The organism is Streptomyces sp. NPDC055189 (assembly GCF_053606765.1).
Map to the genome: position 1 here is coordinate 16,941 of NZ_JBSGSG010000107.1, position 11,981 is coordinate 28,921.

Sequence of the window (11,981 nt, forward strand, 5' to 3'; positions counted from 1 at the left end):
GTGCGCGCCGCCGAGCCTCCCCCAGCCTCTCCGGCCGGGGGGACCCCCACCGCGCGGGGAGCACAAGCGGCGGAGCCAACCGGGAGAACCTGCCTTGAGTCGTGAAACTGACAGTTCGTCCTCCGGGCCCCAGGGGCGCGGTGGAGCCGCATACCCCTCGGGGACGCCGCCGTACGGCTCCCCGGCGCAGGGCGCCGCGTCGGACGGCGCATCGGACGGCGCGCAGCGGCAGGCCGCCGACGAGCGGCCCGACGAGCCCAAGACCGAGACCACGCTGACCACGCGCATCCGGATCAACATCCCCGGATCGCGGCCCATCCCACCGGTGGTCATGCGCACGCCCGTCGCGGAGAGCGACTTGAACGCGCGTCCGCAGGACACGGGCCGCGCCGCGGACGCGAACGGCGCCGGGGACGGCGCGGGGCGTCCGGGATCCACGAACGGCGCGGGCGGTCCCGCGAGCGGTGCGGGTGGTCCCGGTGCCGCCGGGATGTCCGGTCCGGGCTCCGCGTCCGGGTCTTCCGCCGCCGCGCCCGCCCCTGCTCCTTCTCCCGCTCCGGCGGAGGAGAAGACGAGCGACTGGTTCGCGCCGCGCAAGAGCAGCGGGAGCACCATCGGCGGGAACGGCGCGAGCGGCGCCGCCGGTTCGGGAACGGGCGGCTCCGGTACGGGCTCCTTCGACGTGTCCGGCGCCGTGGCGTCGGGCCCGCTCGGTACGGGCGGCCCGCAGGGCGGCGACCCCCAGCGCGGGGACCTGCCGTACTTCTCCGGAGGCGCCGGCGGCGACGGCGGCCGGGGTCCTTCGGGCCCGACCAGCGGTCCGGTGACCGGTGACGGCCCGATGGCGCCGAACCCGGCAGGACCGCCCCGCACGCCCAACCCCGCAGATCCGGCGAACCAGGCCAACCCGGCGGGCCGGGCGAACCCGATGGCACCGCCGGCCTCCGGCGGTCCGGGCAACCCGGGCAACCCGGGCACTCCCGGCAACCGCCCCAACCCCGCCAACCCCGCCGCCCGTTCGGGCGCGGGAGCAGGCGCGGCCCCCGGCGCCCCCGCCATGAGCGACGACACCGCCATCCTCACCCCGCAGAAGGCGGGCCCGGTGCACGGCGGCCCCGGCTCCATCCCCGGCGGCCCGAGCGCGCCCACGCCCGGCACGAACGTCTCCGGCGACACCCTGACCAGCGGCATCCCCGTCGTACCGCCCGCACAGAACTCGCCGTTCCCCGCGGGCCCGCAGGGCGAAGGACCGGTTCCGCACACCCCGCCCAAGCTGCCCGAGCCGGTGCAGCCGAACGTGCCCGTCGCCGCGGCTCCGGCCAAGAAGAAGGGGCGCAACAAGCTCGTTCTCGTGGCCGTCGCCGTGGTCGTCGTGGCCTGCGGGGCTTACGGCGCCGGTCTCTTGATGAACCACGCCGACGTACCGAAGGGCACCACCGCGCTCGGCGTCGACATCGGCGGCGGCACGCGCGACGAGGCCGTCAAGAAGCTCGACGCGGAGCTCGGCGCGCAGGCCACCAAGGCCCTGAAGCTGTCGGTCGACGGCGAAGAGGTCACGCTCAAGCCGGACCAGGCGGGCCTGACCCTGGACACCCAGGCCACCGTCCGCGAGGCGGCGGGCAGCGACTACAACCCCGTATCGGTGATCGGATCGCTCTTCGGCGGCGCCCGCGTCGCCGAGCCGGTCATGCCCGTCGACGAGGAGAAGCTGGCGGCCGCCCTGGAGCGCGCCGCGGGCGGCTCGGGCTCGGCGCGGGAGGGCTCGGTCAAGTTCGTGCCCGGCAAGGCCGTCGCCGTGTACGGCAAGGCGGGCAAGGGCATCGACGTCGCCGCGTCGACGAAGGCCGTGTCGGACGCGTACAAGAAGCAGGTCGAGACCGGCAGCGCCGGCACCGTCGACGTGCCCGTCACGACCCGCAAGCCGACCGTCGCGAACGCCGAGGTCGACAAGTTCATGACGCGCTTCGCGAAGCCCGCCATGTCCGCCAACGTCACGATCAAGGCGGGCAACGCCTCGATCCCGTTCGGTCCGGCGAAGTCGCTGCCGAAGGTGCTCGAGACGCAGGTGCTCAAGAACGGCACGCTGCAGGTGCACTACAACACCGCCGAGCTCAAGAAGCTCTACGGCAACGTCTTCGACGGCATCCTGATCCAGCGTGGCAACGGCGACAAGACGCCGGTCCAGCCGACGGACGTGGCCGCCGCGATGAACAAGGCGCTGCTCGGCAAGACGCCGGCCGAGCGGGTCGGCGTGATCGAGACCAACGCCAGCTGATTCTCGTACGTTCCCGGAGGCCGGACGGCTCACAGACGTGAACCGTCCGGCCTCCGGCATGACATGGCATGACATCTGTCATCCCGGACCCGGCACACACGACACTGCCGCCGTAGCCCCGCCCCCGGCGACGATGGGTCGCATGACGACGACCGCAGCACCGCCCGTCACCGCGGTGAGCTTCGAGAAGGTGACCAAGAGCTATGGGGACGTCCGCGCCGTGGACGACCTCACGCTCGATCTCCACCCCGGCGAGACGGTCGCGCTCCTCGGACCGAACGGCGCGGGCAAGTCCTCCGCGCTCGACCTGCTCCTGGGCCTGCGGAACGCGGACAGCGGCACCGTGCGGGTCTTCGGCACGAGTCCGCGCGAGGCGATCACCACGGGCCGGGTCGGCGCGATGCTGCAGAGCGGCGGCCTGATGGCGGAGGTCACCGTCCGCGAACTGGTGCGGCTCGCCTGCGATCTGCACCCCAGGCCCTACCGCGCGGACGACGTGCTCGCCGCCGCGGGCCTCACCCAGCTCGCCGGGCGCAAGGTCGACAAGCTCTCCGGCGGGCAGGAACAGCGCGTCCGCTTCGCACTCGCGACCGCCGGAGCGAACGACCTGATCGTCCTGGACGAGCCGACCACCGGCATGGACGTCACCGTGCGCCAGGCCTTCTGGGCCACCATGCGCGAGCAGGCGGACCAGGGCCGTACGGTCCTGTTCGCCACGCACTACCTGGAGGAGGCCGACGCGATCGCGGACCGGGTCCTCGTCCTGCACCGGGGCCGTCTCCTCGCTGACGGCACCGCCGCCGAGATCAAGGCGAAGGCCGGGGCACGGAAGGTCTCGTTCGACCTCCCGGAGATCGACGCGGACCACCGCGGGGCGGACGCAGGGCTCGCGCAGCAGCTCCGCGCGCTGCCCTTCCTCACCGCCGTCGACGTGTCCGGCCACACCGTACGGCTCCAGTCGACGGACGCCGACGCCACCGTGCACGCGCTGTACGGGCTCGGTCTTTACCCCCGCAACCTCGAAGTCGCGGGCCTCGGCCTGGAGCAGGCCTTCGTCGCGATCACCGCTGCCGAGGAGGCCGGGGCATGACGCTGACCAAGCTGGAAATCATCCGCTCCCTGCGCAACAAGAAGTTCCTGTTCTTCTCGGTGATCTATCCGTCGATGCTCTTCCTGATCATCGCGGGCGGCCAGGACAGCACGGAGATGGTCGGCGACACGGGACTCGCGCTGCCCGCCTTCTTCATGGTGTCGATGGCGTCGTTCGGCGCCCTTACCGCCGTCCTCATGGGCAACAGCGAGCGCATCGCCAAGGAGCGCGAGAGCGGCTGGGTCCGCCAGTTGCGACTGACGAGCCTGCCGGGGCGCGGCTACGTCATCGCCAAGACCGCGAGCGCGGCCGTGGTCAGCCTGCCCTCGATCGTCGTGGTGTTCGTGGTCGCCGCCGCCGTCAAGGACGTACGCCTGGAGGCATGGCAGTGGCTGGCCCTGACCGGAGCCATCTGGGCGGGCAGCCTCTGCTTCGCCGCGCTCGGCGTGGCCATCGGCTATCTCGCGACCGGTGACGCCGTCCGCCCGATCACGATGATCGTGTACTTCGGGCTCTCCGTGCTCGGCGGCCTGTGGATGCCCACGGCCACGTTCCCGCAGTGGCTGAGCGACATCGCGACCTGGCTGCCGACCCATGCGTACGCTGCCCTCGGACAGGCCATCGAACTGGGCGACGCCCCGCACGCCAAGGACATCGCGCTCCTCGTCGGGTACTTCGTCCTCTTCGCGGGCGGCGCGGCATGGCTGTACCGGAAGGACACATCGAAGGCGTGAACGACACCGACCGCGCCGAACCCGGCCACCCCCTGAAGAGCTTCGGCCGTCCGGTGGCGGACCGCCGCCAGCTGCTCACCAAGTCGCTGTGGATCGGGATCTGGCTGGTCTTCCTGGCCAGCCCGGTGCAGGACCTGCTGCGGGCGGGCCACGGCCGCGCGGCCACGGTGCTGGGCTGGCTGGGCCTCGCCGCCTTCGTGTGCTGCTATCTGACCCTGGTCTTCCGCTACACCTCCAAGGTGTTCGAGTGGCGTGTGGTGCACGTGTCGTTCGGGGCGCTGCTCGCCCTTGCCGTCGTCCTCGCGTTCGCCTTCGGCACGCCGTGGCTCGGGCTCTTCGTGTACGTGGCGGTGTCCGCGGGGGCCGTCCTTCCGCTGCGGCACGCCGCGTGGGCCATCCCGGCCGTCACCGGGGTGATGATCCTGATCGGCCTGCGCACCGACAGCGTGGCGGACCTGCTCGGCAGTCTCGCCGTGCTCACCGTCCTGGTCGGCTTCGCGATGACCGGGGTGCGCGAGCTGGTCCGTACGACGATCGAGCTGCGCCAGGCCAGGGCCACCGTGGCCCAACTGGCCGCCAACGAGGAGCGGCTGCGGCTGGCCCGCGATCTGCACGACCTCCTGGGCCACTCGCTCTCCCTGATCACGCTGAAGAGCGAACTGGCGGGGCGGATGCTCCCGGCCCACCCCGACAAGGCCGCGCAGCAGGTCGCGGACATCGAGCAGGTCAGCCGCCAGGCCCTGGTGGACGTGCGCGAGGCGGTCTCCGGCTACCGCAGGCGCACCCTGGCCGGTGAGCTCGCGGGCGCCCGCACTGCGCTCGCCGCCGCCGGTGTCGAGGCCGACGTACCCCTTGAGGCGCCTGCCGTGCTGCCCGGCGATGAGGGCGAGACGGCGCTTGCCTGGGCGCTGCGCGAGGCGGTGACCAACGTGGTGCGGCACAGCGGCGCGCGCCGCTGCACGGTGGCGTTCACGTCGCGGCACACCCTGGACGGCCCCGTCGTCGAGCTGTCGGTGGAGGACGACGGCAGGGGCGGTTCCGCCGGTGCCCCAGGGAACGGCCTGACGGGCCTCACGGAGCGCGTGGAGGCGGTCGGCGGCGTCCTGGACGTGGGGCCCGGCGCCCGGCGGGGCTTCAGGCTCACGGCGCGGGTGCCGCTGGAGCCGACGGGCTCGCAGGAGCACGCGGGCGAGGGCAGCGGCGGAACCGCTCCGGGATCTTCGGCCCTAGGATCCTCCGCATGAGTACGAACACTGCGGGCGCCCCCGTCAGAGTGCTCCTCGCCGAGGACCAGTCGATGGTCCGCGAGGCCCTCGCGGCGCTGCTCGTCCTGGAGCCGGACATAGAGGTGGTCGCCCAGGTGGCCCGCGGCGACGAGGTCATCGCGGCGGCGCGCGAGCACGCGGTGGACGTGGCGCTGCTCGACATCGAGATGCCGGGTCTGACGGGCATCGAGGCGGCGGCCGGACTCCACGCGGAGTTCCCGGAGTTGAAGATCGTCGTCCTCACCACCTTCGGCCGCCCCGGCTATCTCCGCAGCGCCATGGAGGCCGGCGCCGACGCCTTCCTGGTCAAGGACGCGCCCGCGGCCCAGCTCGCCGAGGCGGTCCGCAAGGTCCTCGCGGGGGAGCGGGTCATCGACCCCACGCTCGCGGCGGCGGCACTCGCCGGCGGCGCGAACCCGCTGACCGACCGCGAACGCGAGGTCCTGCGCGCGGCTGCCGACGGCGCGACCAACGCCGAACTGGCCACCGCCCTGCACCTCTCCGCGGGCACGGTCCGCAACTACCTCTCGACGGCCATCCAGAAGCTGGCCGTCCGCAACCGCGCGGAGGCGGTCAAGGTCGCCCGCGACAAGGGCTGGCTCTGAACCGCGGGCAACAAAGCTCCGGTTGCGGACCTCGGTTACCTCAGTTACCTCAATTACCTCAGTTCAGCATCGCCCGCGCACCGTGCGCCTCCTGGCGCAGCAGCACCGCCGCCGCCTCGTCGGTGGCGGCCAGGGAATCGGCGTACGTCTCGATCTCCAGCGCGCCCGCGAGGAAGTCGCCGCGCTGCACGAGGAGTTGGGCCCGGTCGTAGTGCAGCCGGTCGGAGTGCGCGGGCAGCAGCAGGGAGAGTTCGACCGCCCAGAGCGCGACGTCCGAGCGCTCGGGGCGGGCCGCGGCCCACGCGCGGATGTTGTTGAGGATGCGCAGCACGATGTCGAGGGGCCCCGCGGGGTTCAGCATCGACGGCGCGAGCGGAGCGCCCGTGGCCCCCGCCACCATCAACTCCGCGTCCGGGTAGGAAAGCACCTGCCCGCCCGCGAAGGGGTTGGCGAGGACCTGCTCGTCGCGCGCGCCGAAGCCGACCACGAAGTGACCGGGCAGGGCCACCCCGTGGACGGGCACGCCCGCGCGGCGGCCCACCTCGATCCACACCACCGAGAGCAGGATGGGCAGACCTCTGCGCCTGCGCAGCACCTCGTGCAGCAACACGGAGCTCAGGTGCTGGTAGTCGCCGGGCCTGCCCCTGAACCCGTAGCGGGTGCCGAGCAGTTCGGCCAGCGCGAGGGCCAGGGACCGGGGGCCGCACGGCCGGCCGGGGAGCAGCTCGGTCAGCTGGTCGGCAAGGCGGTCGAGGATGCGCAGCACCGCACGCATGCCGACGTCGTCGAGATCGGGGTCCGCCTCCGCGCCGATCAGCAGGCACAGCTGCGCGAGATCGGGCCGCGCGGACCGTACCTGATCGGCGAAGAGGCGTCGCCGCTCGGGGGATAGGGGGTGCATAGGTCCTTCGTGCCCGGCCCGGCCGATCGATAGCGCTCCGATCTCGCCCCGGGCTGCCGGCCACCTGATTGCCCCGGAATTCCCCCCTCGGCCCTCCGGACGTTCCCCCGGCGGTCAGGGGTGCATCCGGGCCCCTTTGAGGACCTTGTCGACCGCGTTGCGCGGCCCGTGGACGAGGAGTCCCACCAGGTCGAGCTGATCCGTCGGCACGGCCCGTACCGCCGCCCGGTTGTCGCGGTCGTTGCCGGTGGTGAACAGGTCCGACGTGAACACCGCCGTGGGCAGCGAACGGGACAACGCGCGGCCGTGTGCGGTGGTCAGGGTCTCCTTGGAGCCCTCGAAGACCAGGACGGGCTGGCGGATCATGGGCAGGTAGGGGGTGCCGTCGGCGTCCTCGTACGGCTCGCCGATCACCTCGGGGGCCGTACTGCCGAGCCCGCTGACCAGGAACGCGGTCACGTTGAGGCGCTGCCAGGTCGCCAGGTCGTCCCGGAGCAGGACGGCGATCTTCGTGTCGAAGCGGACGGGCGCCTCGTCCGTGATCCCGGCGTTCTCCGTGCCGGCGTTCTCCGGGTGGGCGCTCCCGGCCCCGGCGGTGGCTGTCTCGGCGGCGACTGTCTCAGCGGTGGTTCTCATGCAGCGAGACTGCCGGGCCGCCCGCACGCACGTCTTGTACGTTTCTTGCATGGTGGCCCGGCAGGAGATCCGCGCATGGCGCCCGCCGGTCGCGGGGGTCGTGGAGGTCTTCCACGCCCGCTTCACCGAGCACGCGTACCCGATGCACGTCCACGACGCCTGGACCCTGCTGATCGTGGACGACGGAGCCGTCCGGTACGACCTGGACCGCCACGAGCACGGCACCCCGGGCGACACCGTCTCGCTGCTCCCGCCGCAGGTCCCGCACAACGGCTCGCCCGCCACCCCCGACGGCTTCCGCAAGCGCGTGCTCTACCTGGACATGACACAGCTGGACGAGAGCTTCATCGGCCCCGCGGTGGACGGCCCGGACCTGGTCGACCCCGTCCTGCGCAGCCGCGTGGGCCAGCTGCACGCCGCCCTCGCGCGCCGGGGCGACGAGCTGGAGGCCGAGAGCCGCCTTGCGCTGATCGGCGAGCGGCTGCGCGGACACCTGCGCCCCGCGCTCACCCGCGTCGCCGCCGGTGGCACCGGCCGCGGCCTGGCCCACGACCTGCGCGACCTCCTCGACGAGCGTCTCGCGGACGGCGTGACCCTGGACGAGGCCGCGCGCCTGGTCCACGCGCACCCCAGCCATCTCGTACGCGCCTTCAGCGGGGCCTTCGGCATCGCGCCGCACCAGTACGTGATGTCCCGCCGCGTCGACCGCGCCCGCCGGCTCCTCCTGGCGGGACAGCCGCCGGGCGAGGTGGCGACCGCCACCGGGTTCTACGACCAGTCGCACCTCACCCGGCACTTCAAGCGCGTGGTGGGCATCGCGCCGGGGCGCTACGCCCGCACCTCGGGAACCGTCAGTTGAGCATCGCCCGCGCGGCCCGCGCCTGGTCCCGCACCCGGTCCGCCGTGGTCGGCTCCACCGCCGTCACCACATCGGCGTAGGTCTCCAGCTCCGCGGCGCCCGCGAGGAAATCACCGCGCTGTACGAGGAGTTGGGCCCGCTCGTAACGCAGCCGGGCCGGGTGCGCGGGCAGCAGCAGGGAGAGTTCGACCGCCCAGAGCGCGACGTCCGAGCGCTCCGGGCGGGCCGCGGCCCAGGCACGGATGTTGTTCAGGATGCGCAGCACGATGTTCAGCGGATCGGTGGGCGTCAGCATGGCGGGGGTCACCGTGCCGCCCGAGCCTTCCGCGACAAGCTGCTCCGCGTCCTCGCCCGTGAGGATCCGCCCGCCGGCGAACGGGTCGGTGAGCACCTGCTCCTCGCGGGCGCCGAAGCCGACCACGAAGTGACCGGGCAGCGCGACGCCGTAGACGGGTGCGCCCGCCCGGCGTGCCACCTCGATCCACACCACCGAGAGCAGGATCGGCAGGCCGCGGCGGCGCCGGAGCACCTCGTGCAGGAGGGAGGACTCCAGGCGCTGGTAGTCCGCGGGCGTCCCGAGGAACCCGCACCGCGCGCCCAGGAGCTCGGCGAGCGCCGCCGCCCACTCCCGTGCCCCGCCGGGGCGGTAGGGCAGCAGCCCGGCGAGCCGGTCGAGCTCGATCTGCGCCGCGTCGATGTCGTCGTCGCGGAGCCCGGGGTCCGCCTCCGCGCCCACCAGGAGGCAGAGCAGGGACAGGTCGGGCCGCTCCGACCTGGCCTCATCGGCGAACCGCCGCCGGGACGCGGCCGTCCTTGACTCCTCGTGCATGCGTGCCTCGTGCCTTACTTACCGAGCCGACCGGTAGAAGCTACCGAGCCGACGGGTATCGATAGTGGTGGTACGTGTGGTGCGCGGCGAAGCCAAGACCGCCGTACAGCGCCCGCGCACCCTCGTTGTCGTCCTCGACCTGCAGCCAGGCCGCCGAAGCGCCCTCGGTGAGCGCCTGCCGGGAAAGCGCAGCCATCACCGCGGTCGCAAGGCCCTGCCTGCGGTGCGCCGGATCCACCTCGACCGCCATGAATCCCGCCCAGCGCCCGTCCACGACGCACCGCCCGATCGCCGCCGGCCCCGCGTCGGTTGAGGCCCCGGGCACGGAAGCGAACCACACCGAAGGGCCGCCCGCCAGCACCTGGAGCACATGAGGTCCGGGCTCCTTGGACCGCTTGTACCGCCGCAGCCACGCCTCGTCGAACGAGCGCGCCAGACGCACCTGTTCCACCCCTGCTCCGGGCACGTCCAAGTCGCCGAGCGGCGCCAGAGCACCGATGTGCATCTGCGCACTCACCTCGCGCCGCCAGCCCCGCTCCGCCAGCTCCGCGCAGAGCAGCTCCTGCGTCCCCTCGGCCCCGGTCGCGGTCTGGACGTACGCCGGCAGCTCCCGCTCCCCGTACCAGCGGCGCACGTACGCGAGAGCCTCGTCGAGCGGCCGTCCCGGATCACCGATGGGCAGCACCGAATTGGCCCGCCGGGTGAATCCCCCGGCGGCCCGCAGCTGCCACTCGCCGAGCAGCTCGCTCTCCACGGGCTGCCAGGCGCGGGCGGAGACCCTGGCGAGCTCCGCGTAGTTCGCCGCCGGGCCGCGCCTGCGGGCCGGGGCCGCGGGGACGACCTTGCCCGCCACCAGGGAGTTCTCCACGATGCGGACACGCTCACCGTCGCGCCGTGTGATCAGTACCACACCGTCGTTCCACGATGTGAGAACACCCACCGTGTCAGTGAACTTGCCACCCGTTCTCGACCCGTCGTCAAGGCGTCGTACGGACACTCGTTTGCCCACGTCAGCAGGGGTAATGCGGACCTCGAGCCGTCCGCCCGCAGTGAATTCCACAGCTCTGTACGCCCCTCCTGTTCGGATCATGCCCGGGAACGGAGATACTAGGGGCGGGCATCGACGACGCCGCGCTCCCGCGCGCCAGGCGAGCGGAGCCTGAAGACGGCCCGCCAACGCCCGTATCGAGGAGGAACGACAGCGTGACATACGTCATCGCGCAGCCTTGTGTCGACGTCAAGGACAAGGCGTGCATCGAGGAGTGCCCGGTCGACTGCATTTACGAGGGCTCCCGGTCCTTGTACATCCACCCGGACGAATGCGTCGACTGCGGAGCCTGTGAACCGGTCTGCCCGGTCGAGGCGATCTTCTACGAAGACGACACTCCGGAAGAGTGGAAGGACTACTACAAGGCGAACGTCGAGTTCTTCGACGAACTCGGCTCGCCCGGTGGTGCCAGCAAGCTCGGCCTGATCGAGCGCGACCACGCCTTCATCGCCGCATTGCCGCCGCAGAACCAGTAACGGCAGCTTGAAGCGCCGCCCCGGTCCCGTACGGCACTTGTCGCCGTACGGGACCGAGGCATTTGTCCATACACGCAGTACGTACATGCAGTACGGGAGTCAGCACGTGTCCGTAGTCTCCGATCGCCTCCCCACGTTCCCCTGGGACAAGCTCGAGCCCTACAAGGCCACGGCGGCCGCCCACCCCGGCGGCATCGTCGACCTGTCCGTGGGCACCCCGGTCGACCCGGTGCCGGAGCTGATCCAGAAGGCGCTGATCGCGGCGGCCGACTCGCCGGGCTATCCGACGGTCTGGGGCACGCCCGAGCTGCGCGACGCGATCACCGGCTGGTGCGAGCGGCGCCTTGGCGCACGCGGCGTCACGCACCGGAACGTGCTGCCGATCGTGGGCTCCAAGGAGCTGGTGGCCTGGCTCCCGACCCAGCTGGGCCTTGGCCCCGGTGACGTCGTCGCCTACCCGCGCCTGGCCTACCCGACGTACGAGGTGGGCGCGCGTCTGGCCCGCGCCGAGTACGTCGCGTACGACGACCCGACCGAGCTCGACCCCACCGGCCTCAAGCTGCTCTGGCTCAACTCGCCGTCGAACCCGACCGGTCGCGTCCTGTCCAAGGCTGAGCTGACCCGCACGGTCGCCTGGGCGCGCGAGCACGGCGTGCTCCTCGTGAGCGACGAGTGCTACCTGGAGCTCGGCTGGGAGGCGGAGCCGGTCTCGGTCCTCCACCCGGACGTGTGCGGTGGTTCGTACGAGGGAATCGTCGCCGTCCACTCGCTCTCCAAGCGGTCGAACCTCGCGGGATACCGCGCCGCGTTCGTCGCCGGTGACGCGTCCGTCCTCGGCGACCTCCTGCAGATCCGCAAGCACGGCGGCATGATGACGTCCGCTCCGACGCAGGCGGCGGTCGTCGCGGCGCTCGGCGACGACGCGCACGTGCGCGAGCAGCGCGAGCGGTACCTGGCCCGGCGCACCGCCCTGCGCGACGCCCTCCTGCGCCACGGCTTCCGCATCGAGCACAGCGAGGCGAGCCTCTACCTCTGGGCGACCCGTGACGAGTCCTGCTGGGACACGGTCGGGCACCTCGCGGACCTCGGCATCCTCGTGGCACCCGGCGACTTCTACGGCCCCGCGGGCGACCGCTTCGTACGCGTCGCCCTGACCGCGACGGACGAGCGCGTGGCCGCGGCGGTCGAGCGGCTCGCCTGAGTTTCGCTCGCCACGCGAGGCGACCCGTACGCGGGGAGGGCCCGGAGCCAATGGCTCCGGGC

General features: G+C 72.5%; 12 protein-coding genes. 8 read left to right on the forward strand and 4 right to left on the reverse strand.

Going from position 1 to position 11,981, the window contains the following annotated elements; translation table 11 throughout:
- Positions 1–94 precede the first annotated feature (94 nt).
- From ACWFR3_RS41490 to ACWFR3_RS41510, 5 genes are all read left to right on the forward strand, one after another.
- Complete coding sequence (locus ACWFR3_RS41490; RefSeq protein ID WP_453739898.1) at positions 95–2,275, forward strand: hypothetical protein; 2,181 nt, start codon at positions 95–97, stop codon at positions 2,273–2,275.
- Between the two features lie 142 nt (positions 2,276–2,417).
- Positions 2,418–3,365: an ABC transporter ATP-binding protein gene (locus ACWFR3_RS41495; RefSeq protein ID WP_453739899.1), complete on the forward strand. Its 948-nt coding sequence runs from the start codon at positions 2,418–2,420 to the stop codon at positions 3,363–3,365.
- On the forward strand, positions 3,362–4,099 hold the full coding sequence (locus tag ACWFR3_RS41500; RefSeq protein WP_453739900.1) for an ABC transporter permease: 738 nt from the start codon (positions 3,362–3,364) through the stop codon (positions 4,097–4,099). Before ACWFR3_RS41495 ends, ACWFR3_RS41500 begins: the two co-directional genes overlap by 4 nt.
- Positions 4,087–5,343, forward strand: a complete 1,257-nt coding sequence (locus tag ACWFR3_RS41505; RefSeq protein WP_453739910.1) for a sensor histidine kinase — start codon at positions 4,087–4,089, stop codon at positions 5,341–5,343. The genes ACWFR3_RS41500 and ACWFR3_RS41505 overlap by 13 nt, the downstream gene beginning before the upstream one ends.
- Positions 5,340–5,969: a response regulator gene (locus ACWFR3_RS41510; RefSeq protein WP_453739901.1), complete on the forward strand. Its 630-nt coding sequence runs from the start codon at positions 5,340–5,342 to the stop codon at positions 5,967–5,969. The genes ACWFR3_RS41505 and ACWFR3_RS41510 overlap by 4 nt, the downstream gene beginning before the upstream one ends.
- 58 nt (positions 5,970–6,027) lie before the next feature.
- Here ACWFR3_RS41510 and ACWFR3_RS41515 read toward each other — a convergent pair whose 3' ends face one another.
- Together ACWFR3_RS41515 and ACWFR3_RS41520 are read right to left on the reverse strand one after the other, a co-directional pair.
- Positions 6,028–6,870, reverse strand: coding sequence for a transglutaminase family protein (locus ACWFR3_RS41515; RefSeq protein WP_453739902.1), 843 nt, complete (start codon positions 6,868–6,870; stop codon positions 6,028–6,030).
- Between the two features lie 114 nt (positions 6,871–6,984).
- Entirely contained in the window at positions 6,985–7,557 is a 573-nt protein-coding gene (locus ACWFR3_RS41520) for a DUF2000 family protein (RefSeq protein WP_453739903.1), read from the reverse strand.
- Between ACWFR3_RS41520 and ACWFR3_RS41525 the strand changes: the two genes are divergently transcribed.
- Complete coding sequence (locus ACWFR3_RS41525) at positions 7,556–8,365, forward strand: AraC family transcriptional regulator (RefSeq protein ID WP_453739904.1); 810 nt, start codon at positions 7,556–7,558, stop codon at positions 8,363–8,365. The genes ACWFR3_RS41520 and ACWFR3_RS41525 overlap by 2 nt on opposite strands.
- Here ACWFR3_RS41525 and ACWFR3_RS41530 read toward each other — a convergent pair.
- Both ACWFR3_RS41530 and ACWFR3_RS41535 read right to left on the reverse strand, forming a co-directional pair.
- On the reverse strand, positions 8,358–9,194 hold the full coding sequence (locus tag ACWFR3_RS41530) for a transglutaminase family protein (RefSeq protein ID WP_453739905.1): 837 nt from the start codon (positions 9,192–9,194) through the stop codon (positions 8,358–8,360). The genes ACWFR3_RS41525 and ACWFR3_RS41530 overlap by 8 nt on opposite strands.
- Positions 9,195–9,234: 40 nt before the next feature.
- A complete protein-coding gene (locus ACWFR3_RS41535; RefSeq protein WP_453739906.1) occupies positions 9,235–10,254 on the reverse strand; it encodes a GNAT family N-acetyltransferase in 1,020 nt (339 codons plus the stop codon).
- A gap of 143 nt (positions 10,255–10,397) precedes the next feature.
- On the opposite strand from ACWFR3_RS41535, the gene fdxA reads away from it, so the two are divergent.
- Both fdxA and ACWFR3_RS41545 read left to right on the forward strand, forming a co-directional pair.
- On the forward strand, positions 10,398–10,718 hold the full coding sequence (gene fdxA, locus ACWFR3_RS41540; protein ID WP_030573070.1) for a ferredoxin: 321 nt from the start codon (positions 10,398–10,400) through the stop codon (positions 10,716–10,718).
- Positions 10,719–10,824: 106 nt separating this feature from the next.
- On the forward strand, positions 10,825–11,919 hold the full coding sequence (locus tag ACWFR3_RS41545; protein WP_453739907.1) for a bifunctional succinyldiaminopimelate transaminase/glutamate-prephenate aminotransferase: 1,095 nt from the start codon (positions 10,825–10,827) through the stop codon (positions 11,917–11,919).
- The last annotated feature ends 62 nt before the right edge of the window (positions 11,920–11,981 follow it).